This is a genomic window from Crenobacter oryzisoli (genome assembly GCF_030385785.1).
Taxonomy (GTDB): domain Bacteria; phylum Pseudomonadota; class Gammaproteobacteria; order Burkholderiales; family Chromobacteriaceae; genus Crenobacter_A; species Crenobacter_A oryzisoli.
In genome coordinates this window covers 128,700-150,295 of sequence record NZ_JAUEDK010000003.1, presented here as the reverse complement: position 1 = coordinate 150,295, position 21,596 = coordinate 128,700, and the positions used below count along the sequence as shown (strand labels likewise).

The window sequence follows — 21,596 nt, the reverse complement described above, 5'->3', positions numbered from 1 at the left end:
CCCAGCTGTCGCCGTGGCCGAGCTCGGCCACGGCGACAGCGTCGTCATCGCCGACTGCGGTCTGCCGATCTCGGACGGCGTCGAGCGCATCGATCTGGCGCTGACGCCCGGCATTCCCTCGTTCTTCGATGTGCTCAAGGTGGTGCTGCAAGACATGCAGGTGGAGAGCGCGGTGCTGGCCGACGAGATCCACAGCCATAACGCCAAGGTCAGCGCCTGCGCGGGCGACATGCAGCAGGCCGGCATCGCGGTGAGGCTGGTCAGCCACGAGCAGTTCAAGGCGCTGACCCGCAACGCCCGCGCGGTGATCCGCACCGGCGAGGCCACGCCGTACGCCAACGTGATCCTCTACTCGGGCGTGGTCTTCTGATGGCGGCGCAGCAGAATCCGCTGGTCCAGATGACCGGCATCGCCAAGTCGTTCGGCCCGGTGTCGGTGCTGCGCGGCGTGTCGTTCGAGCTGGTGGCGGGCGAAGTGCACGCGCTGATGGGCGAGAACGGCGCTGGCAAGTCGACTTTGATGAAGATCCTCACCGGCCTGTACCGCGCCGATGCCGGCGAGATCCGCGTCGATGGTCGGCCGGTGACGATGAGGAACCCCAAGCAGGCCGAGGGGCTCGGCATCGCGATCATCCACCAGGAACTCAACCTGATCCCCGAGCTGACCGTCGCCGAAAACCTGTTTCTCGGCCGCGAGCTGACCCGTTTTGGCGTGCTCGACCGCGCCGCGATGCGTCGACTCGCCGGCGAATACCTGGGCCGGCTCGGTTGCACCATCGACCCGGACACCGAGGTGGCGAGCCTGTCGATCGGCCAGCAGCAGATGGTCGAGATCGCCCGGGCACTGAGCCTCGACGCGCGCGTGCTGATCATGGACGAGCCGACTGCCGCGCTGACCGAGCGCGAGATCGATGCGCTGTTCGCGGTGATCCGCTCGCTGCGCGAAGCTGGCGTCGGCATCGTCTACGTGTCGCACCGCATGGAGGAGATCTTCGCGCTGTGCGACCGCATCTCGGTGCTGCGCGACGGCGAGTTCGTCGGCACCGAGACCATCGCCACCACCGACCTCGACACCATCGTGCACATGATGGTGGGCCGCCAGATCGGCGAGCGCTTCCCGAAGCGCAGCAACGGCGTCGGCGAGGTGCGGCTGAAGGTGGAACAGCTGTGCGACGACAGCCGCATCGACGGCATCAGCCTCGACGTGCACGCCGGCGAAGTGGTGGCGATCGCCGGGCTGATGGGGGCCGGCCGCACCGAGGTCGCGCGCACGCTGTTCGGCTTGAACCGTCGCACCGCAGGCCAAGTGTGGCTGGACGGCGCACCGTTCGCGGCGAAGAGTCCGATCGAGGCGATCGAGGCAGGCCTCGGCTTCGTCACCGAGGACCGCAAGAGCCAGGGGCTGGTGCTGGAGTTGTCGGTGCGCGAGAACATCACGCTGCCGGCGGTGCCCACCGTTGGCCGAAGCGGGGTGGTGGCCGGCAAGGCCGAGAAGCATCTGGTCGCGCGTTTCATCGAGCAGCTGAAGATCCGCACCCGCGACGCCGAGCTGGAAGTGAAGTCGCTGTCCGGCGGCAACCAGCAGAAGGTGGTGCTCGCGAAGTGGCTGGCACTGAAGCCGCGCGTGCTGATCCTCGACGAGCCGACCCGCGGCGTCGACATCGGCGGCAAGGCCGAGATCTATCACATCATCAACCAGCTCGCCGCCGACGGTGTGGCGGTGCTGGTCATTTCATCAGAACTGCCGGAAGTGCTCGGCATCTCCGACCGCATCGTGGTGATGCACGAGGGTCGGGTTGCCGGCGAATTGGCGACCGCCACTGCCACGCAGGAAGCGGTCATGCACTTGGCAACAGGGGGACAGTAAGTGGCGGTCAAACAGACCCAGAAATTGATCCAGAAACTCGGGCCGCTGATCGGAAAGATGGGCGTCGACACCGCCAAGAAGCTGATCGACGGCCAGAAGGTCGAGAAGTCGATCCCGGTGCCGCTGGAGCTGGTGAAGCAATAAGCGCCGTTCGGCTCACATGCAAAAGCGCGCCCTTGGGGCGCGCTTTTTGTTGCAGCAAGGTTGACCGAATCTGCTTGCCTAGCCGAAGCCGCGTTCCTTCAGAGCCAGATAAATCATCCCTGCCGTCACCGCATCGTTCAGCGCGTCGTGCTGGGGCAGTGTGGCCGGGAGCTGCAGGTCGGACAGCAGCGTCTTCAGCCGCAGGTCGATGGTGCTGCCTGGGTTATGTTGCAGCTTGTAGTCGTAGTAGCGGCCGGATACCTCAATCTGGCGGTTGGGCAGGTTGACGCCGATCAGCGGCTTGACGATGCGATTGAGCACCGCGACGTCGAATTCCAGATAGTAGCCGACCAGCGCGCGGCCGCCGATGAAGTCGAGCAGTTGTTTCACCGCCTCGACCGGCTCGAGCGCCGCATCGATGCCACGTGTGGAGGTGCTTTGCGTCTCGTCATTGGCGCCCTCGGGCTCACGGGTCGGCTTCACCCGTACGTGAAACGACTCGCTGGTGAGGAGCTCGTTACCGTGAATCCGCACCGCGGCAATCGACAGCAGTTCGGCGTCGCGGACCTTCAGGCTGGAGGTTTCGCAGTCGAGGCAGACCAGTTCGTCTGGCTGCTCGTCAAACAGGAAGTGGTAACGCGGGTCGGTCAGCCGCCGTTCGGCCAACCTTTTTTGTAGTGAGTGCCACATCAGAAGGCTCCTAAAACGATGGTGATGGCGCACTAGGCTTTTTAAATTGTTTTACCACAGATAGAGCAATTTTTGATAGATATTGTATTGAAAATATGCAGTGCATTAGCCTGATCGCATAACCGGCCGACGAAATGACTGCTAGCGTGTGCCGGGGTCCAAGAGGGGGAAGGGACCGGCGGGCACAAGCGATGATTCAGCTTACGCCGCCGTGGAAGAAGTGGTAAGGCGTGGTTGGCGGGCCATTTGCTGCCACAACAGGGCGGCCGCTCGACGCCGCCCGTTGCGGCAAGACTTGGGTAGCGTTTCCCTTGCGGACCGCTCCGCTCAAGCGGTGAATATCGCAGGGCGGAATGGCTATGCCTGGCCTAGCTTTGCAGAAACATCGCGTTGCCGGTAACGCCTAATCGGCCAGTTCGACGAGCGCCTCTCCGAGCGCGTCGACCAGTCGGTCGACGTCGCTGCGGCGCGTGTCCGGTGCACACAGTGTCATGTTGTGGAACGGGGTGATCAGCACGCCACGGTTGAGCAGATAAAGGTGCAGCGCCGCTTCGAGCTCGTGGTCCATCGCCGCCTCAGCCTCTCGACCGGTGCGCGGGCGCTCGGCGCAGAATTGGAATTCGCAGCGCGCACCGATCTGCGTCACGCACCATGGCAGCCGATGTTGGTCGAACAGTGCAGTGAGCCGTTCGGCAAGGTAGGCGGCGGTATCCTGCATCGTCGCGTATGCGTTCGGGGTCATCACTGACTCCAGGTTGGCGCGCATCGCAGCCAGCGTAAACAGGTTGGCCGACAGCGTGGTGCCCATGCCGGAGTGGCCGGCCTCCTTCTGCGCGAGAAACGCCTCGGCGCGTTCGGCGACCGCGCGGCTCATGCCGAACACCGCCGCCGGCAGCCCGCCGGCCACCGGCTTGCCCAGCGTCAACAGGTCGGGCACGACCCTGAGTTCGCCGCTCCAGCCGCCCCAGCCCGCGCTGATCGTGTGCGTCTCGTCGAGGATCAGTAGCGTGTCGTAGCGCTCGGTCAACGCGCGCAGCCCCTCGATGAAGCCCGGCTCGGGCAGCACCATGCCGATATTGGTCAGCGCCGGCTCGGTCAGCACCGCGGCGACATCGCCTCGCGCAAGCAGTGCCTCGACGCCGGCAAGGTCGTTGAATTCGGCGACTACGGTATGCGCAGCCAGGTCGTTCACCTGACCGACCAGGCCCGGGCGCGGCACGGTGTCCCCGCCGTGCAGCCGCACCAGCGTGTCGTCGGCGGTGCCGTGGTAGCAGCCGTCGAACACCAGGATCTTGTCACGGTCGGTCAGCGCGCGTGCCCAGCGGATCACGAAGCGGTTGGCGTCGGTGGCGCTGGTGCACACCTGCCACACCGGCAGGCCAAAGCGTTCGGCGAGCAGCGCGCCGACCCGTGCGGCGTCGGGCGAGGGCAGCATGGTGGTGTAGCCGCCAGTGGCGTGCTGGGCGATGGCCGCGGCCACCGGCGCCGGGCTGTGGCCGAACATCGCGCCGGTGTCGCCCAGGCAGAAGTCGAGGTATTCATGGCCGTCGACGTCGACGAGGCGGTTGCCGGCCGCGCTGCTGACGAACAGGGAGAATGGCGTGCCCCAGTCGCTCATCCAGTGCATCGGCACGCCGGAGAGCAGATGTGGGCGGGCCTGGCTGGCCAACTCGGCCGACTTGGGGTGGGTGGTGGTGAAGCGCTCGGCTTCGCGGCGAGCGAGCGCGGCAAGGCGCTCACGGTCGATACGGTGCTCGGACATGGTGTGGTATCGCTCAATGCAGGTGGCGCGGGCGACGCCGGCATGGCGCCGCGCAAGGATGTGGCGGGCAGGGAGCGATCAGCGCGGACGTTCTGGAAGCGGAGCCGCGCAGTAGGCGGGAGGCGGCAGGCAAGGAGCACCGCCAGCGAGCGGCGGCGTTTGGATTATTAAACAGCGGTTCGACATCGGCGACTCCTTCGGAGGCGGCGCCCCTTGCTCAGATTGGCAGGGGCGCCGGTTGCCGTCAGAACCTGTTTACGATCTGCTGTACTCGGGTGATCCTGCGTTGAAATGAGGCTCAAAATGCTCATGTACTCCATGTACATTCCGCTTTTTCGCCTCATTTCGCCTTGTCTGACCCTTCGTTCGCAAGATCGTAAACAGGCTCTCAGTGGCTGTTTAATATGTTAACCGGAATTCCGGGTTGTTGGACATCCGTTGCGGCGCGCCGTCGCGGAACAGCACCAGCTGGTTGGCGGCCAGCGGCGTCCAGTGCTCGTTGTCGGTCAACGGCTGGGTGGCGATGACCGCCACGCGGTCCTTCGGCGTGGTGACAGTGGAAAAGTCCACGCTGATGTCGTCGTCGACCAGGTGGGCATTGGTGAACGGTGCCTGGCGCACAATGTAGTGCAGCTGCGTCGAGCAATGCACGTACAGCGCCTCGCCGTTGCTTAACATGAAGTTGAACACACCGAAAGCGCGGATCTCGGTGGCGATGGCGTTGATGCGTTCGAACAGGGTGTCCTCGTCCGGCTGCTCGTCGAACTCCTGGCGCAGCGTCTCGAGCAGCTGGCAGAATGCCGCCTCGGAGTCGGTGTCGCCGACCGGCCGGTAGTACTGGCCCTTGGCCGGGGCGTAGTCGATCAGGTTGCCGTTGTGGGCGAATACCCAGTAGCACCCCCACATTTCGCGGATGAAGGGGTGGGCGTTGGCCAGGTTCACCGTGCCCTGCGTCGCCTTGCGGATGTGGGCGATGACGTTTTCCGACTTGATCGGGTAGCGGCGCACCAGCTCGGCCACCGGCGAGTCGACCGACGGTCGGTCGTCGTTGAACATACGCACACCGTGGCCCTCGAAGAAGGCGATGCCCCAGCCGTCGGCGTGGTGGTCGGTCAGACCGCCGCGGCGGTGGAAGCCCTCGAACGAGAACAGGATGTCGGTCGGGGTATTGCAGTTCATGCCCAAAAGCTGGCACATCGGAGCGGCTCCAAAACTTGTAATTCGAAGGCTAGTCCCTATCTTAACGTCTTTGTCTCAATCGGGTGACGCGCATGACGACCATTGTGGTGGTCCGCAAGGGCAACGAAGTGGCGATCGCCGCCGACAGCCAGACCACGTTCGGCGACGACCACAAACTGTTGGCCGGCTATGACCGCTTCCACAACAAGATCTTCCAGGTCGGCCAGAGCCACCTGGCGATCTCCGGCTCGGCCGCCCACGACCTGGTGCTGCAGACCGCGCTGAAAGGCCTGAAGAAGAGCGACTTCGCGACCCGCCAGGGCATCTTCGACACCTTCCGCAAGCTGCATCCCAAGCTGAAGGACGCCTACTACCTGCGTCCCGAAGAGGAAGAGGACGATCCCTACGAGTCTAGCCAGATGATGGTGGTGATGGCCAACCCACACGGCATTTTCGGCGTCTACCCGATGCGCGAGGTGTACGAGTTTTCCCGGTTTTGGGCGATCGGCTCCGGCCGCAAGTTCGCGATGGGCGCGCTGTTTGCCGCCTACGACAGCGACTTGTCGGCACTCGAGCTCGCCGAGCTGGGGGTGAAGGCCGGCTGCGAGTTCGACGTCAGCTCCAGCCTGCCGATGACATCCTACGCCCTGACGCTTAGCGAGGAATCCAAATCATGACTGACAAGATCCAACACCCCGATACCCTGCAACGCTTCCTGTTCGATGGCTCGCCGGTGCGCGGCGCGCTGGTGCGCCTCGATGCGGCCTGGCAGGAAGTGCTGAGCCGCCGTGATTACCCGGCGCCCATCCGTAACGCCTTGGGCGAGCTGCTCGCCGCCGGTCAACTGTTGGCCGCCAACCTGAAGTTCGACGGCACGCTGGTGCTGCAACTGCAGGGCAAGGGTGCGCTGAAGGTGCTGGTGGTCGAGTGCAACGCCGACCGCACCGTGCGTGCCACCGCCAAGTGGGAGGGCGAGGTCGCCGACGTGGGCCTGCGCGACCTGGTCGGCGAGGGCGGCATGTTTGTCATCACGCTCGACCCGAAGAACGGCAACGATCCGTGGCAGGGCATCGTGGCGCTCGAGGGCGGCAGCATCGCCGAGATGTTGTCCCACTACATGCAGCGCTCCGAGCAGCTCGACACCTGGATGATGCTGGCAGCCGACGGCGAGACCGCCGCCGGCCTGCTGCTGCAGCGCCTGCCGGATGGTCACGGCGATGCCGACGGCTGGCCGCGCGTGCAGACGCTGGCCGATACGCTGACCCGCGAGGAGCTGCTCGGCCTCGACGCCGATGTGCTGCTGACCCGCCTCTACCATGAGGAGCAGGTGCGGGTGTTCGACGCCGAGCCGGTGAGCTTCCTGTGCAGCTGCTCGCGCGAGCGGGTCGGCGACATGCTGAAGATGCTTGGCGGCGAAGAGGTCGGCGACATCGTGCTGGAGCAGGGCAGCGTCGAGATCGGCTGCGACTTCTGCAACCAGCAGTATGTGTTCGACGAGGACGACGTGCGCGAACTGTTCGACTACGACGTGACCGAAGCGGTACGCCAGGCGCGCCACTAAGCCGGGCCAAGCTTGGTCGAACGGCCGCCCGAAAAAAACCGCCACGGCAAGCCCGTGGCGGTTTTTTTGTGCCCGGCGGGCAGGGGCGGGGAGGGGTCAGCCGAACAGCACGTCGGCGTAGGCCGCGCCCTTTTTCTTGAACACGCTGGCGGCGAACGGGCACAGCGGCAGGATCTTCATCTGCCGCTCGCGGGCGTGGACGACGGCGGCCTCGACCAGCTGGTAGCCCAGCCCCTGGCCAGCATAGGCGGGGTCGACGTCGGTGTGGTCGATGATCATGCGGTCGTCGCCCAGCGGCGAATAGCTCATCTCGGCGGCAAGCTTGCCCGCATCGAGGATCACGAAGCGGTGCTGCTCGGGCTGATGGGTGGCGGCGAGGTCGCTCATGCGGTTTCCTGGAGGAGTCGAAGGGGAACGGCGGGTTCAGAAGACATCGGCGCAGGCTTCACCTTTCTGCTTGAGCACGCTGGCGACGAACGGGCAGAGAGGCTGGATCTTGCGGCCGCTGGCCCGGGCGAAATCGACGGCGGCTTCGACCAGACGGTGACCGAGCCCCTGGCCACCGTAGGCCGGATCGACCTCGGTGTGGTCGATGATCAGCTGGCCATCACCGGTCGGCGAATAGGTCATCACGGCGACGATCTGCTGCTGGTCCTGCACCACGAAGCGGTGCAGCTCCGTTTGATGGATGATCGTCAGTGCGGTCATGCATGTCTCCTTACAGGGCGGGTCCCTCCCTTGTCGCACGTTCCGGTGCGGAACTCAACCGTGCGCGCCAGCGGAGCGGGTTTGACGTCCGCTGACGTGCTGCATCTCCGCGACAGGGAGGCCGCACCTGGCCTGAGCGGGCGGCGATCAGCCGGGCAGCGGGATGAACTCGCTCTCGCCCGGCACCGGGGCGAAGCGGCCGGCCGCCCAATCGGCCTTCGCTTCCTCGATGCGTTCGCGGCTGCTGGCGACGAAGTTCCAGTACATGTGGCGTCGTCCGTCGAGCGGCGCGCCGCCCAGCAGCATCACCCGCGAGTTGGCCTGTGCGGTCAGTGTCAGCGCCTGGCCGGGTTCAAACTGGGCAAGCTGGCCGGCCTTGATCGGTTCACCGTTCACCGATACCGCACCGCTGACCACGTACAGTCCCTGTTCCTGGTAGTCGGCGTCGAGTTCCAGCGTCGCGTCATCGTCGAGGATGGCGGTGGCGTACAGCGTCGGCGAGTAGGTGTGCACCGGTGAGGTCAGCCCGCCCATCCGGCCGATCAGCACGCGTAGCTGCACGCCGTCCTCCTGATAACCCGGCAGCTGCTCGGCCGTATAGTGCTGGAAGTCCGGTTCGACGTTCTCATACACCACCGGCAGCGCTATCCAGGTCTGGATGCCTTGCACGACCGTTTCGTTGGCGCGGATATCGGGTGGGATCCGCTCCGAATGGACGATGCCGCGTCCGGCCGTCATCAGATTGATTGCGCCCGGTTCGATGCGCTGCACCGTCCCGAGACTGTCGCGGTGCACCAGCGCACCGGAGAACAGATAGGTCACGGTGGCCAGGCCGATGTGTGGATGCGGACGTACATCGCCCTCGGTCGTATTCGGCTCGAAGTCGGCCGGCCCCATGTGGTCGAAGAACACGAACGGGCCGATGCTGCGCGTCTCGAGTACCGGCAGCAGCCGGCGCACCGGGAAGCCGATGTCGTGGACCTTGGGCTCGATCAGCAGGCGGATCGCGGTCATGGTTCATTCCCTTTCTATCGGCGGCAAGGCCGTTGAGCAATGTCGAATTGGTTCACTCACAGTGTAGCGGGCTGGTGTCGCCATGCTGCAGCCGGCCTGTATCAAGGGGGCGGCCCCCGATTCTTCCCGGCAGCGGTCTTGCGGGCCGGCTGTCAGAAACGGCCGTTGCGGAAGTCATCGATCGCTTGTTCGACCTCGTTACGGCTGTTCATCACGAACGGCCCCCACTGCGCGATCGGTTCTCTCAGCGGCCGGCCGGCAACCAGCAGCAGCCGCGCGCCGTCGGTGCTCTGTAACGTCACACCGTCGGCATCGGGCTGGTTGGCCAGCACCGCCATCTGTTGCTGGCGTACCCGCTGGCCACGACCGCCCACCAGCGCCTCGCCCTGGTAGACGTAGACGAAGGCGTTATGGCCGGCCGGAATGGTCAGCGTCTCGTGACCGTCGGCCGGCAGCGTCAGATCCAGATACAGCGGTTCGGTATCGGGGCGCTCTACCGCACCGACGTGCCCGTCGCTCTGGCCGGCGATCAGCTTGATCTCGTTGCCGGCGGCGCTGGTGTAGCGCGGAATCTCGGCGTCCGGAATATCACGATAGCCCGGTTCGGCCATTTTGTTATGCGACGGCAGGTTGACCCACAGCTGGAAGCCATGCATCAGTCCGTCTTCCTGCTCCGGCAGCTCGGAATGGATGATGCCGCGACCGGCGGTCATCCATTGTACGCCGCCGGCGGTTAGCAGCCCTTCGTTGCCGGCGTTGTCCCGGTGGCGCATGCGGCCGTCGAGCATATAGGTGACGGTCTCGAAGCCGCGGTGAGGGTGATCCGGAAAGCCAGCCAAATAGTCGTTTGGGTCATCCGAGCGGAATTCGTCGAGCATCAGGAACGGGTCGAGGCGATGTTGCAGGTCGGCGGTCAGCACCCGCGACAGCCTGACTCCGGCGCCGTCCGATACCGGCGTGCCGGTTACCAGGCGCTCCACTTCGCGGCTCTTGAAGTCAGTGGGGTTCATAGTGGGTCCTTTCTGGCCCGGGGGCCGTCGTGTCTGGGTTCAGCGTTGCGTTTCGGCCTGGCGTACCAACAGCAGCAGGCCGCCCGCCATCGCGAAGTTCTTCATCAGATTGATCATCTGGGCGTGGTCGGCGAGGTTCGTGTGAAAGATCAAGGCCGTCAGGATCGAAAAGCCCGCCAGCAGCAATGCGATCCATCGGGTCTGGAAGCCGATCGCCAGTGCGAGGCCACCGCCGAGTTCCAGCAGGATGACGAGAGGCAGCAGAAAGCCCGGCACGCCCATGTGCGCCATGTAACCCTGGGTTGCAGCATAACCCGCGCCGAGCTTGCCAAAGCCTGAGATGACGAATATCTGGGCCATCAGAATGCGGGAAACGATGGTGATCAGTCTGTCCATAGTAGGGCTCCGTGTCGATCCATCCGGTGGCCAACAGGGCGTCCGGCTGTAGAACTATTATTGGTACAGATTTATCGATAAAAAAGCGCAAAAAATGCCAGTAAACAATCTGATAATTGAATATATTTAGGGGGCCGTTTGCGGGGGTGAACAAACAAAACGGGCTGCCCATGGGGCAGCCCGTTGCGGTCGAGTCGATGGTACGTCGAGCAGCTTAGTGGTTGCGGTAGTTGTCGGGGTTGGCAGCGATCGCCTTGGCGGCGTAATTGTTGGCAGCCTGGCGCTCGGCATCGGTTTTTTGCAGTTGAACTTGCGTTTGCAGTTGGCGGCCATTCAGCGCCTGGATGCGCTCTTCGCCGTGGTCGGCGTAGGCGAAGCCGGTGGCGAGGGTCAACAGGGAAGCAGCAATCAGGGTAGCGGTTTTCATCATGATTTCCTTCAGTCAGTTTGCGGTTTGCCGCAGCGCGTAGGTTGGCCGATTGGGGTCGGTCTTTATGTATCGCACTACGATGGAGTGGACTGTACACCCTGGAAATGTGATGAAAAAAGCGCAAATTTCTGGTCAAAGTTATCGGGTTTTTAGATATGAATGAATTGTTTCCCCGTACCTCGCTGGAGCAGTGGCGGGTGTTGATGGCCATCGTCGAGTACGGCGGCTATGCCCAGGCGGCCGAAGTGCTGCATCGCAGCCAGTCGTCGGTCAGCTATGCGGTGGCGCGGCTGCAGGAGTCGCTCGGCGTGACGCTGCTCGAGCCCGAAGGGCGGCGCATGAAGCTGACGGCGGTGGGCGATGCACTGTTGCGCGACGCGCGGCCACTAATCGACGCCGCACTACGGCTGGAAGGGCGGGCGCGGGCGCTCGACCAGGGCTGGGAGCCGGAGGTGACACTGGCGGTCGACGCGCTGTTTCCGACCCGACTGCTGCTGAAAACATTGAGCGAATTCGCCGGCACCTGCACGCAGACCCGGGTGCAGGTGCACGAGGTGGTGATGTCCGGCGCCGACGAGGCGCTGTATGCCGGCAAGGTCGAACTGGCGGTGGTGCGGCGGGTGCCGCAAGGCTTCATCGGCGACTGGCTGATGGACGTGGAACTGGTGGCGGTGGCCGCGCCGGGTCATCCGCTGTTCCAGTTGGAGCGGGAGCTGAGCCTGTCGGATCTGGTGATGCACAACCAGGTCGTGCTGCGCGACTCCGGAGAGCGCCATCCGCGCAACGACGGCTGGCTTGGCGCCGAGCGGCGCTGGACGTTCGGCAACCCGCAGACCATGATCGAGGTGGTGGAGGCGGGGTTGGGCTTCGCCTGGCTGCCGATCGACAGGGCTGCGGAAGGCTTGGCTAAAGGGCGATTGGTGCAGTTGCCGCTCAAATGCGGCCAGTCGCGCAAGGGGGATTTGTCGCTAGTGTATGCCGATCCGGAGCATACGGGGCCGGCGGTGAAGGCGCTGGCGAACTGCCTGCGCTCGGTAGTGGCAGCGGAGTAAGAGTCACTAACAAAACGAAGTTTCTGCGAAGCTAAAACCCCCTGGCGTTGTTGTGCTGTCTTGCCGCCGTACTACTTGTACTGTCTGCGGCAGCACGCCTAGCCAAGGCCGCTACGCTGGAGTTTGTTAGCGACTCTACATCCTGTTCGGCCTCTGCATGAGTCGTTGGCAGGGCGAGTCCTCAGGGGACCAGCCGACGCTGCAGAAAGCGCGGGGGAACAGCTTCTGTCAGTGAAAAGGCCGCCCGGCCTACTGCCGGACGGCCGATCAACAGGAGCGAGCTGAGCGCATCATCGCTGCTGCCCCAGCAGGTATACTTCCAGTGCCTTGCCGGCCGACAGGATATGGAAGCGGATGAACTCGGCCGCTTCCTTCACCTTGCCCTGGCGGCACATTTCCAGCATCTGGGTATGTTCGGCGTGCGCCCGTTCCTTGGTGTGGGTGAACAGGATCTGCATCCGCGTGTAGCGGTCGGTCTTGTTATGCAGCTGCTCAATCAGCGCCAGCGTGTTGGGACGGGCGGCAGCACGGTACAGCGCCAGGTGGAAGCGCGAGTTCAGCTCGCCCCAGTGGCGGATGTCGTCGGTCTTCAGCGCGGTTTCGAACTCGGCCAAGGTCGCCGCTGCGGCGTCGAGGTCGGCCTTGGTCTGCTGTGGGATCGCCGCTTCCAGCAGGGAGCTCTCCAGCATGGCACGGATTTCTAGCAGTTCCAGCACGTCGCTAAGCGACAGCTTCGACACCACCGCACCCTTGTGATCGATGATCTGGATCAGTCCTTCGGCTTCGAGCTGGCGCAGCGCCTCGCGCACCGGCACGCGGCTGACGCCGTATTCATTGGACAGGGCTTCCTGACGCAGTTGCTGACCGTCGGCGAACTCGCCGGACAGGATGCGTTGACGCAGCGACTCGGTCACCGCACTGGTGAGTGTTTGCCGCTTGATAGGCTGCAATGTAGTTGTCATGGTGGGCAGTCTCTGGCTATCGGATACATGCTAATGTATTCGATCCTATACGAACTGTTGCTTGTCAGACAAGTGTCAATCTTGGATTTCTTTAGATTAAATAGTCACTTCGGTGTAGCTGAATTGCGCTTAAGGGCGGTTTTGCACGAATTGTTTGCGCATCGAACATTGTCGCCGGTTGGGTTGCTGGACTGTATACGATCGCCTGGATATCGGATTGTCTGATGGCGTTGTAAAGCCATGAGTTTCGCTGCTTGAGGCTGCCCGCCTTATGTTTGCCTTGTTTACATCTTTGCGACAAGACTTTACCAGAATGCGTCTATGTCGCTCCAGCTTGCGATAAGGTTTAGGTAGGGTGTGGCGGGAGTTGTGCCATCCTGTCCTGGCTGGTGGGTCCGTTTGGGTGGAGAAACCGGCATCATGCAAGGTGCTGTTCGTGTGGGCTGCTTCGGCGTCGATATGGGCGAGCTGCCAGAGCCATCACCATGGTTGATCGGCTGCGGCTCGCGTCGAGCGCTATCGTGGGCAGCCAGCATCGTTATTTCCGGCCAGAGGGCCGCAGGGGGAGAGGATGATATTCGCGCAGAAATGGAAAAAGCCCTTGCTGAGCAAGGGCTTTTTCTTTAACTGGGGTGGATGATGGGACTCGAACCCACGACAACCGGAATCACAATCCGGGACTCTACCAACTGAGCTACATCCACCGCTGAAACGGTGTATCGACGCGGTTACGCGACGAGTAATACTGGTGGGGTGGATGATGGGGTTCGAACCCACGACAACTGGAATCACAATCCAGGACTCTACCACTGAGCTACATCCACCACCGAAACTGGCGCACCCGACAGGACTCGAACCTGTAACCCCCGGCTTAGAAGGCCGGTGCTCTATCCGGTTGAGCTACGGGCACGTGCCCATCGAGACAACTTCAAATTCTGTGGTCGGGGCGGTGGGATTCGAACTCACGACCCTCTGCTCCCAAAGCAGATGCGCTACCAGACTGCGCTACACCCCGACAAGAGGCCGCAACTATAAGGGGCCACGAACCGGCTGTCAACACCCATTGAGGATGAAGGGCAAAAAATGCGAAAATTAGTTTTTTTACGGCTTCCTTTCCGGAAGCCTGCATCTTAGGGAAATATCAGCAATGGCGGCACAACGCATTGATGGCAAGGCAGTAGCAGCTGCTCGTATCGAACGCGTGCGCGAAGGCGTGCATCACCGGCTGAACAGCGGGCGTCGGGTTCCGACGCTGGCGGTGATTCTGGTGGGGGATAATCCGGCGAGCGCCGTCTACGTCCGTAACAAGAAACTGGCCTGCGAGAAGGCCGAGATCCGCTCGCTGTCCTACGAGCTGCCGTCCTCCACCAGCGAAGCCGATCTGCTGGCCCGCATCGACGAGCTGAACGCCGATCCGACGGTCGACGGCATCCTGGTGCAACTGCCGCTGCCCTCGCACATCGACGCGCAAGGCGTGATCGAGCGCATCGACCCAAAGAAGGACGTGGATGGCTTCCATCCGTACAACGTCGGCCGTCTGGCGATCAAACAGCCGCTGCTGCGCCCGTGCACCCCGCGCGGCGTGATGACGCTGCTGGAGGCCTATGGCATCGATCCTAAGGGCAAGAAGGCGGTGGTGGTCGGCGCGTCGAACATCGTGGGTCGTCCACAGGCGCTGGAGCTCCTGATGGCACGCGCCACGGTGACCATCTGCCACAGTGCTACCCAGAACCTGCAGGAAGAGGTTGGCTCGGCCGACATCCTGGTGGTAGGCGTGGGCAAGCCGAACTTCATCCCGGGCGCCTGGGTGAAGCCGGGTGCGGTAGTGATCGACGTGGGCATCAACCGCCTCGATGACGGCTCGCTGTGCGGCGACGTGGAGTTCTCGGCGGCGGCCGAGCGTGCCGGCTATATCACGCCGGTGCCGGGCGGGGTAGGCCCGATGACGGTAGCTACGCTGCTGGAAAACACGCTGGATTCGGCCAACCTGCGCGATTGAGCGCGGGGCTGCCGTGCTGACCGAGAAATCGGTACGGCAGCGGATCCTATACGGGTGCGCCATTGCTACCCCCGGTAGCGGTGGCGTTTTGCTATTCTAGGCCGGTGTGCCGAACACCGGCCCCAACATCGACAAAGAGAACGACAGACAATGAGTAACGCCACGCATTCGGCGACGCTGCTGATCAGCGCCCCGGACAAGAAGGGGCTGGTCGCCGCGATCGCCAACTTCCTGATGACCTACAATGCCAATATCATGCATGCCGACCAGCACCAGGACAATGTCGAGGGGCTGTTCCTGATGCGGGTGCAGTGGGACTTGCGTGGCTTTACGCTGCCGATGGACGATTTTGCCGCCGCTTTCGAGCCGATCGCGCGTGAACACGACATGAGCTGGAAAGTGTCGCTGTCGAGCCGCAAGCCACGCATGGCGATCTTCGTGTCCAAGTACGAGCACTGTCTGGTCGACCTCTTGCACCGCTGGCGCATCGGCGAGCTGGACTGCGACATCCCGCTGGTGATCTCCAACCACGAAGACTGCCGCCGTCTGGTCGAATTCAACGACATTCCGTACCACGTGATTCCGGTCACCAAGGAAAACAAGGCCGAGGCCGAGGCCGAGCAGTTCCGCCTGCTGGAGGAGGCCGGTGTCGACCTGGTGGTGCTGGCGCGCTACATGCAGGTGCTGTCGCACGAGTTCGTCACCCGTTACCCGAACAAGGTGATCAACATCCACCATAGCTTCCTGCCGGCGTTTGATGGCGCCAAGCCCTATCACCGTGCATTTGCGCGCGGCGTGAAGCTGATCGGTGCGACCAGCCATTACGTGACTGAGGATCTCGACGAAGGTCCGATCATCGAGCAAGAAGTCACCCGCATTTCGCATCGCGATGAGGTCGACGACTTGGTGCAGAAGGGCCGTGATCTGGAAAAAGTAGTGCTGTCGCGCGCGGTGCGTTGGCACCTCGACCAGCGCATCCTGTCTTATAGTAACAAAACTGTTATCTTCGACTGATCCATGCGTGCCCTGATCGACGACGCCATCAATCTGGTCCGGCTTAAAGTCGCACCGCTCGAACACTATCAGTATCCGTTCTGGAAGTTGGCCATCGCGCTGACGCTGCTCGGCGTCATCGCCGGTGCCGGTGTGCCGGAACTCGGCAGCGGCGGCGGCCGGGTGCTGTTCTTCGTGCTGTTTACCTGGCTTGAGACAGTGCTGTTCGCCCGCTTCATCGGCTGGTGGTTGCGCCAGGCCGGCTGGCGCACTCCGCTGCCTCTGTTGGGGCTGGTCGTCGCGTGTAACGGCCTGCAGCTGCTGATGCCGCTGCTCAGCTGGCTGCCCGACGATGTCGCTCAGGCGATCTCGCTGGCGTTGTCGCTGGCCAGCCTGTATGTGCTGGTCAATGCGCTGTCACGGGTGACCAAGGTCGCGCGGGTGCGCGTGGCGCTGGGGGTGCTGGCGTTCGCGCCGGTGGCGCTGGGGCTGATGATGCTGACGCTGACGTTGTCGGCCAGCCTGGGCTGGGTCAATGTGCCATCCGACCTGCTTAGTGACACCACCAGCTCTCAGGGCGCTTCCTCGGGGGCGGACGACAGCGCGCTCTGAACGGCTTCGATCAGGCCTTGCTGTGAAAACGGCGCGTTCACCCAAGCGTGAAACGCGCCGTTTTTGTATAGGACAAACGCCGGCAGGTGGAACAGTTCGAACTCGTGGGCGAGCGCGCTGCTGACCGCCACGTCGACGTAGGCGAGCGCATTGAGCTGATCGGGCCGCCAGCGCGGCAGCATACGGTACCAGGTCCTGCAGGCGCCGCAATGCGGTTGGCCGAACATCACCAGTACCGCGCCCTGGCTAGCCGCCAGGTGCGGGTGGAAGTTGAACTCGTCGAGCGGCAGCCAGTCAGGCGAGGGCGTCGGCATCCTGTGTGTCTTCTGCCGGTACGTCGAGCTTGGCGATGTAGCGGGCGAGGCCCAGGAGTGCGCGCAGCGCTTCGCCCTTTGGCCCTTCTTCGCCGCGCAGGCGGGCGTAGCGGCGCAAGATGGCGCGGCTGTCGTTGAACAGGTCGAGCGGGCTGTCCGGTGAACCGACCACCGACATGCGAGACAGCTCGCCCTGCGGGCGCGGTGTGCCTTGTGCGAGCACCAGGTAGACCTTGTGCGCGGTGTGTGGGGTGATGTGGTCGAACAGGTAAAGAATGGAGTGGGCGCGCAGGCTGGTGCTGTCGCGCAGTTCGCGCAGCAACGCCTGCGGGCGCAGCTCACCGCGGCTGGCGTTGCCGCCGGGCAGGGCGAAACGGCTGCCGGCGCGGGCGGTGACCAGCACGCCGTCGGGCAGCTCGACGATCGCCGTGGCGCGACGGGGTAGCGACGCCGGCAATCTGGGTTCGGTACGTTGTTCCATCAGTGATTCGGGGCTGTTGCGGTCAGCCCGTCCAAAAAGAGGCCGCGATACCGGGCGGCATCCGGTAGATAATCGATAATTGGTAATGCTGTCGTGGCAGACGGGCGCCCGCCACGAAAAACGGGAGGGTGTCCCCTCCCGTTCTGTCGACGGTGTCCGTGATCAGGCGCGCTTCTTGAATTCGCCGGTACGGGTGTCGATTTCGATGCGGTCGCCGATTTCCACGAAGGCGGCCACAGAGATTTCCAGGCTGGCGCCCTTCAGGCGGGCCGGCTTCATTACCTTGCCCGAGGTGTCGCCCTTCACGGCCGGCTCGGTGTATTCCACTTCGCGCACCACGGTGGTCGGCAGTTCGACCGAGATGGCCTTGCCGTTGTAGAAGGTCACGTCGCAGACGTCTTCCATGCCGTCGATCAGGTATTCCAGTGCGTCGCCCATGTTTTCGGCTTCAACTTCGTACTGGTTGAATTCGGTGTCCATGAACACGTACATCGGATCAGCGAAGTAGCTGTAGGTGCACTCCTTGCGGTCGAGCACGACGACGTCGAATTTTTCGTCGGCCTTGTACACGGCCTCGGAAGCGCTGCCGGTCAGCAGGTTCTTCATCTTCATCTTCACGACGGAAGCGTTACGGCCGGATTTGCTGAATTCGGCCTTCTGCACGACCATCGGGTCGTTGCCCAGCATAAATACGTTGCCCGAGCGGAGTTCCTGTGCGGTTTTCATTTACGTCAAAGTCCTGTTTGGAAAACGATTTCCGAAAAAACTCGCTATTGTAGCCAATTTTCGGCGTTGTGTACCAGATGCCCGGCGAGGTCGCCGTGCGCTCGCTGCCGTTTTGCCCAATCGAGGGCATGCTGGGTCAGCGCCGGCAAGGCCGCGGCAAGGTCCGGCCAGAGGGCCGAGGCGTCCCCGCCAGTGTTGAACGCAAGGTTGAGATCGCGCACCGTCGCGGCCTGCGGAGCGGGCAGACCGGCGATGTAGCGCTCGAGGAAGGCGTCGAGTTTCACCAGGTGCGCGCCTTCGTCCTGCGGGTAGATGTGCCAGACGAACGGTCGTGCCGCCCACTGCGCGCGCACGAAACTATCCTCGCCGCGCACGATGTTGGCGTCGCAACTCCACAGCAGCCGGTCGTAGCCGGGCTGGTCGGTGAACGGCAGCACTTTCACGGTGAGGTTGCCGTGCTGCACCAGCGTACCAGCCTCCAGCGCCTGGTCGAACAGCGGGGCGATGCTCGTTAGCGCCCGGCCTGTCGGCACCAGGGCGGTTACCGGCGTGGCGCTCAGGCTCCAGGTGTCGACGAGGCCGGCCAGCGCGTCGGTCTCGTAGCTGAACACGCTGACGCGCAGCTCGCCTTCGCGGCGAGGCGGGAGCCCCAGCGCCTGCCAGTACGCTGCCTGTGCAGCCTGGTCGGCCTGCCAGGCGTCGCGCGCCTCGAAGAGGCCTGCCTCGCACAGCAGTCCCCCGGTTTGTGCGGTGAAACCGGGGAAGAAGAAGCGCTTCATCAGGCCGAACCGTGGCTGTGGTGACGCGAGGTTGTGGCAGCCGTCGATCCAGTCTTCGGCGGACAGGTATTCGAGGTTGTACCAGGCGGGCGTCGGGCGGCGGCGCTGCATGGCGGCCAGATACGCGTCGGGCAGGGTGCAGGCGAACGCCTCAATCACGACCTCGGCGGCATCGACGTCGTCGGGAAAGCCGTCGCGCGGCCACAGCCTGACGGTGATGCCTGCGACCTGCTGCTCGGCCAATGCGGTGTCGAGGCTGGGGCAGAGCCGGGCGAAGCTATCCAGATCGTCGATCCACAGCCGGACCACCTGGCCGTGTTCGTGCACAAGCTGACGCGCCAGCCGCCAGGTGACGCCGATGTCGCCGAAGTTGTCGACGACGGTGCAGAAGATGTCCCAGGTGCGGGCGGAGTGGTTCATGGCAGGATAGAGATTGGCCGAAAGCGCCATTATCCGCGCTTTGGCCGGCGGCGGAAAACGTCCGCCGCCCGGCGGGATGGAAGGCTGTCGGTCGGGTGGTGAACCTGTTCCATCGTCTTTTTGCGGCTGTGGCCGGCGTCTGCCGGATGTCGCGCGAGGAGAGGGGCCGCCGCAGTTTGGAGAACGCCGCGTAGCTCGGGTTGCTCAGGAACAGCGCCACGGCATTGGCCATCGAGGAGTCGATGGTGCGACTGCGGTGCCTGCGCCACCGCCGGGGCCTTGGTCGACGCTGAAGCCGCCGCGCGGTGGATAGCGAAATGGCAAGTATTGGCCAAGGACGGGGAGGTTCACTGGAGAAAAGACGCCGACGCTATGATCGTCGACTGCTTGGAGAGTCAGCTCGCCAAGCCTGGATGACGAACCGCCCTCGAAGCAGGAGGGCGGTTTTGTTGGCAGCACCGTGTTCGGCCAACCAAGGATGACCAAGGTTGGCCGCAAGCCTTAGAACGTGTTCATGATCTGCTGCACTCGGGTGATCCTGAGTTGAAATGCCGCTCAACATGCTCATGTACTCTATGTACATTCCGCTTTTTCGCGCCATTTCGCCTTGGCTGACTCTTCGTTCGCGAGATCGTGAATAGGTTCTTACACGTGCAACAGCAGGTAGCGCCGCTCCCATGGGCTGATCACGTCGAAGAACTCGCGGTACTCGGCGTCCTTGATCGCGGCATAGGCCTTGACGAAGTGCTCGCCGAACAACTCGGCCAGCGGCTCGCAGCGGCTGAGCATCTCGATCGCATCGTCGAGGTGGCGAGGCAGCTGGTGCGGCTGCTCGTAGGCGCTGCCGGACAGCGGCTCGCTTGGCTGCAGCCGCTCGCGCATCCCCAACAGCCCGCAGGCCAGGCTGGCGGCGATCGCCAGATACGGGTTGACGTCGACGCCTGGCAGGCGGTTTTCGACGCGGCGGGCCTCGGGGCCGGAGTGCGGCACGCGCAGCCCGCAGGTGCGGTTGTCGTAGCCCCAGGACAGGTTGATCGGCGCCGAGGTGTAGCGCGACAGGCGGCGGTAGGAGTTCACGTACGGCGCGAAGAACGGCATCGCCGGCGGCAGGTAGCGCTGCAGGCCGCCGATGTAGTGCAGGAACGCATCGGACGGGCTGCCGTCGGCGTTGGAGAAAATGTTGTGGCCGGTTTCCTTGTCGATCACGCTCTGGTGGATGTGCATCGCGCTGCCCGGCTGGCCCTGCATCGGCTTGGCCATGAACGTCGCGTACATCTTGTTGCGGATCGCCACCTCGCGCACGGTGCGCTTGAACAGGAACACCTGGTCGGCCAGCTCCAGCGGGTCGCCGTGGTCCAGGTTGATCTCCATCTGCGCGGTGCCCATCTCGTGGATCAGCGTGTCGAGCGCCAGGCCCTGCGCCTCGCACCAGTCGTAGATCACGTCGAAGATGTCGTCGTATTCGTTCACCGCGTCGATGCTGAAGCTCTGCCGGCCCGCCTCGGTGCGGCCGGTGCGGCCCACTGGTGGCGACAGCGGAATATCCTCGTCCGGTTGCACCTGAACCAGATAAAATTCCATTTCCGGTGCGACAACGGCTTTTAATCCCGCGACGTCATACAGTTTCAGAATGCGTTTCAAGACGTTGCGTGGCGACAGCTCGGCCGGCGTGCCGTCGAAGGCGACGCAGTCATGGATGATCTGCGCTGTTGGCTCGTTGGCCCAGGGAACCAGACGCACTGACTTGGGGTCTGGGATCAGCCGCATGTCGGGGTCGGCGGTGGAGGTGAAGTCTTCGTCGGGGTAGTCGCCGGTGACGGTCAGCGCCAGTACGGCTTCGGGCAGGCGCAGCCCTTCGGATGGGCGGTATTTGTTGCGCGGCACGATCTTGCCGCGGGCGAGGCCGGTCATGTCCGGGATCAGACACTCGACTTCGGTGATGTGGTGTTCGTCAAGCCATTGGTCTAGCGGGTGCGGGGTCGTCATAAGGCCTCTGTGATTACGGATGGGCGCCGGCGCTGGTGTCGCGGCGGGCGTGGTTGAGCAGGCCGTCGACGCGATTGGCCAGCGTCAGGAAGGCGCGGCGCTCGTCGAGTCGGTCGGCGGTGATGAAGCGGGGCAGGCGACGGGCGCCGAGCCATGGGATGTGCAACATGAGGGTGTCCTTGGTTTGAGTCGTGGTGCGTTGCCTGACGTAAAAATTTCAACAGGCATGTCGCTATCCTAGTCAGGTGCGGCGGGCTTGGGCAATGTTTTGTGGGCAGGGGGGCTCCATGGCTGTTTGCCGCGATGCCGATCGGACTGGAGCCCTGTGCCAGCTGGCTGGAAGTGCTCGCAGCCGCCCCTTGGGCAATCTAGGCTTTGTAGAGGGAAACGGTACTTTTCGACGCTTTTCTCGGCGTGTGAAGTCGCCGTTGTATCAACGAGACACGTTTATTATTTTTTACGGTTGCCAAGGAAACGGTGCGGTGAATCGGCCCCGTTTCCTTGGCGGCCTC

At 63.5% G+C, this 21,596-nt stretch carries 26 protein-coding genes and 4 tRNA genes; 10 read left to right on the top strand and 20 right to left on the bottom strand.

Annotation, left to right across the window (positions count from 1 at the left end; all coding sequences use genetic code 11):
* Window positions 1-13: 13 nt before the first annotated feature.
* From rbsD to QU481_RS02750, 3 genes are read left to right on the top strand one after another with little or no spacing between them, the layout of a single operon-like run.
* Window positions 14-370, top strand: coding sequence for a D-ribose pyranase (rbsD, locus tag QU481_RS02760; protein ID WP_346432415.1), 357 nt, complete (start codon window positions 14-16; stop codon window positions 368-370).
* Entirely contained in the window at window positions 370-1,866 is a 1,497-nt protein-coding gene (locus tag QU481_RS02755; RefSeq protein WP_289828352.1) for a sugar ABC transporter ATP-binding protein, read from the top strand. Before rbsD ends, QU481_RS02755 begins: the two co-directional genes overlap by 1 nt.
* Window positions 1,867-2,010: a hypothetical protein gene (locus QU481_RS02750; protein WP_289828351.1), complete on the top strand. Its 144-nt coding sequence runs from the start codon at window positions 1,867-1,869 to the stop codon at window positions 2,008-2,010.
* Window positions 2,011-2,088: 78 nt separating this feature from the next.
* Here the strand turns inward: QU481_RS02750 and QU481_RS02745 are convergent, their stop codons facing one another.
* From QU481_RS02745 to QU481_RS02735, 3 genes are all read right to left on the bottom strand, one after another.
* On the bottom strand, window positions 2,089-2,700 hold the full coding sequence (locus tag QU481_RS02745; protein ID WP_289828350.1) for a 3'-5' exonuclease: 612 nt from the start codon (window positions 2,698-2,700) through the stop codon (window positions 2,089-2,091).
* 403 nt (window positions 2,701-3,103) lie between these two features.
* Entirely contained in the window at window positions 3,104-4,462 is a 1,359-nt protein-coding gene (locus QU481_RS02740) for an aspartate aminotransferase family protein (RefSeq protein ID WP_289828349.1), read from the bottom strand.
* Window positions 4,463-4,861: 399 nt separating this feature from the next.
* A complete protein-coding gene (locus QU481_RS02735) occupies window positions 4,862-5,659 on the bottom strand; it encodes a class II glutamine amidotransferase (RefSeq protein ID WP_289828348.1) in 798 nt (265 codons plus the stop codon).
* Between the two features lie 74 nt (window positions 5,660-5,733).
* On the opposite strand from QU481_RS02735, the gene QU481_RS02730 reads away from it, so the two are divergent.
* Window positions 5,734-6,318 carry an Ntn hydrolase family protein gene (locus tag QU481_RS02730; RefSeq protein WP_289828347.1) on the top strand — a complete coding sequence of 195 codons (585 nt, stop codon included), beginning with the start codon at window positions 5,734-5,736 and terminating at the stop codon, window positions 6,316-6,318.
* A complete protein-coding gene (gene hslO, locus QU481_RS02725) occupies window positions 6,315-7,202 on the top strand; it encodes an Hsp33 family molecular chaperone HslO (protein ID WP_289828346.1) in 888 nt (295 codons plus the stop codon). Before QU481_RS02730 ends, hslO begins: the two co-directional genes overlap by 4 nt.
* Window positions 7,203-7,298: 96 nt before the next feature.
* On the opposite strand, the gene QU481_RS02720 is transcribed toward hslO, so the two are convergent.
* The 6 genes from QU481_RS02720 to QU481_RS02695 all read right to left on the bottom strand — a co-directional run bounded on the left by QU481_RS02720 (window position 7,299) and on the right by QU481_RS02695 (window position 10,757).
* The gene (locus QU481_RS02720; RefSeq protein ID WP_289828345.1) at window positions 7,299-7,589 is read right to left on the bottom strand and encodes a GNAT family N-acetyltransferase; all 291 of its coding nucleotides are present in this window, start codon (window positions 7,587-7,589) and stop codon (window positions 7,299-7,301) included.
* Between the two features lie 36 nt (window positions 7,590-7,625).
* Window positions 7,626-7,910, bottom strand: a complete 285-nt coding sequence (locus QU481_RS02715) for a GNAT family N-acetyltransferase (protein WP_289828344.1) — start codon at window positions 7,908-7,910, stop codon at window positions 7,626-7,628.
* 147 nt (window positions 7,911-8,057) lie between these two features.
* Window positions 8,058-8,924, bottom strand: a complete 867-nt coding sequence (locus QU481_RS02710; RefSeq protein WP_289828343.1) for a pirin family protein — start codon at window positions 8,922-8,924, stop codon at window positions 8,058-8,060.
* Between the two features lie 152 nt (window positions 8,925-9,076).
* Window positions 9,077-9,934, bottom strand: a complete 858-nt coding sequence (locus QU481_RS02705; protein ID WP_289828342.1) for a pirin family protein — start codon at window positions 9,932-9,934, stop codon at window positions 9,077-9,079.
* Window positions 9,935-9,973: 39 nt separating this feature from the next.
* Complete coding sequence (locus tag QU481_RS02700; protein WP_289828341.1) at window positions 9,974-10,330, bottom strand: DoxX family protein; 357 nt, start codon at window positions 10,328-10,330, stop codon at window positions 9,974-9,976.
* A gap of 214 nt (window positions 10,331-10,544) precedes the next feature.
* On the bottom strand, window positions 10,545-10,757 hold the full coding sequence (locus QU481_RS02695) for a hypothetical protein (RefSeq protein ID WP_289828340.1): 213 nt from the start codon (window positions 10,755-10,757) through the stop codon (window positions 10,545-10,547).
* 158 nt (window positions 10,758-10,915) lie between these two features.
* Here QU481_RS02695 and QU481_RS02690 point away from each other — a divergent pair, with 158 nt between their 5' ends.
* Entirely contained in the window at window positions 10,916-11,812 is an 897-nt protein-coding gene (locus QU481_RS02690; RefSeq protein ID WP_289828339.1) for a LysR family transcriptional regulator, read from the top strand.
* A 290-nt stretch (window positions 11,813-12,102) separates the two neighbouring features.
* Here the strand turns inward: QU481_RS02690 and QU481_RS02685 are convergent, their stop codons facing one another.
* Window positions 12,103-12,774 (bottom strand): GntR family transcriptional regulator, encoded by a 672-nt coding sequence (locus QU481_RS02685; RefSeq protein WP_289828338.1) that lies wholly within the window; start codon window positions 12,772-12,774, stop codon window positions 12,103-12,105.
* Between the two features lie 420 nt (window positions 12,775-13,194).
* Between QU481_RS02685 and QU481_RS02680 the strand changes: the two genes are divergently transcribed.
* Complete coding sequence (locus QU481_RS02680; RefSeq protein ID WP_289828337.1) at window positions 13,195-13,401, top strand: hypothetical protein; 207 nt, start codon at window positions 13,195-13,197, stop codon at window positions 13,399-13,401.
* A gap of 1 nt (window position 13,402) precedes the next feature.
* Here QU481_RS02680 and QU481_RS02675 read toward each other — a convergent pair.
* From QU481_RS02675 to QU481_RS02660, 4 genes are all read right to left on the bottom strand, one after another.
* Window positions 13,403-13,478, bottom strand: a tRNA-His gene (locus QU481_RS02675).
* A gap of 45 nt (window positions 13,479-13,523) precedes the next feature.
* Window positions 13,524-13,598, bottom strand: a tRNA-His gene (locus QU481_RS02670).
* A 9-nt stretch (window positions 13,599-13,607) separates the two neighbouring features.
* Window positions 13,608-13,684 (bottom strand) — tRNA-Arg (locus QU481_RS02665).
* Window positions 13,685-13,712: 28 nt separating this feature from the next.
* Window positions 13,713-13,789 (bottom strand) — tRNA-Pro (locus QU481_RS02660).
* Window positions 13,790-13,921: 132 nt separating this feature from the next.
* Between QU481_RS02660 and folD the strand changes: the two genes are divergently transcribed.
* The 3 genes from folD (at window position 13,922) to QU481_RS02645 (ending at window position 16,378) form a co-directional block, all read left to right on the top strand.
* On the top strand, window positions 13,922-14,773 hold the full coding sequence (gene folD, locus QU481_RS02655) for a bifunctional methylenetetrahydrofolate dehydrogenase/methenyltetrahydrofolate cyclohydrolase FolD (protein WP_289828336.1): 852 nt from the start codon (window positions 13,922-13,924) through the stop codon (window positions 14,771-14,773).
* A 150-nt stretch (window positions 14,774-14,923) separates the two neighbouring features.
* The gene (purU, locus tag QU481_RS02650; RefSeq protein WP_289828335.1) at window positions 14,924-15,787 is read left to right on the top strand and encodes a formyltetrahydrofolate deformylase; all 864 of its coding nucleotides are present in this window, start codon (window positions 14,924-14,926) and stop codon (window positions 15,785-15,787) included.
* A gap of 3 nt (window positions 15,788-15,790) precedes the next feature.
* Window positions 15,791-16,378: a hypothetical protein gene (locus QU481_RS02645; RefSeq protein ID WP_289828334.1), complete on the top strand. Its 588-nt coding sequence runs from the start codon at window positions 15,791-15,793 to the stop codon at window positions 16,376-16,378.
* Here the strand turns inward: QU481_RS02645 and QU481_RS02640 are convergent.
* From QU481_RS02640 to QU481_RS02615, 6 genes are all read right to left on the bottom strand, one after another.
* Entirely contained in the window at window positions 16,339-16,692 is a 354-nt protein-coding gene (locus QU481_RS02640; RefSeq protein WP_289828333.1) for a thioredoxin family protein, read from the bottom strand. The two genes, QU481_RS02645 and QU481_RS02640, sit on opposite strands and share 40 nt — an antisense overlap.
* Window positions 16,673-17,173 carry an NUDIX domain-containing protein gene (locus QU481_RS02635; protein WP_289828332.1) on the bottom strand — a complete coding sequence of 167 codons (501 nt, stop codon included), beginning with the start codon at window positions 17,171-17,173 and terminating at the stop codon, window positions 16,673-16,675. The genes QU481_RS02640 and QU481_RS02635 overlap by 20 nt, the downstream gene beginning before the upstream one ends.
* Window positions 17,174-17,335: 162 nt before the next feature.
* A complete protein-coding gene (efp, locus tag QU481_RS02630; RefSeq protein WP_289828331.1) occupies window positions 17,336-17,899 on the bottom strand; it encodes an elongation factor P in 564 nt (187 codons plus the stop codon).
* A 44-nt stretch (window positions 17,900-17,943) separates the two neighbouring features.
* A complete protein-coding gene (gene earP, locus QU481_RS02625) occupies window positions 17,944-19,098 on the bottom strand; it encodes an elongation factor P maturation arginine rhamnosyltransferase EarP (RefSeq protein WP_289828330.1) in 1,155 nt (384 codons plus the stop codon).
* Between the two features lie 645 nt (window positions 19,099-19,743).
* Entirely contained in the window at window positions 19,744-21,084 is a 1,341-nt protein-coding gene (locus QU481_RS02620; RefSeq protein WP_289828329.1) for a glutamine synthetase family protein, read from the bottom strand.
* A 13-nt stretch (window positions 21,085-21,097) separates the two neighbouring features.
* On the bottom strand, window positions 21,098-21,253 hold the full coding sequence (locus QU481_RS02615) for a hypothetical protein (protein ID WP_289828328.1): 156 nt from the start codon (window positions 21,251-21,253) through the stop codon (window positions 21,098-21,100).
* Window positions 21,254-21,596 lie beyond the last annotated feature (343 nt).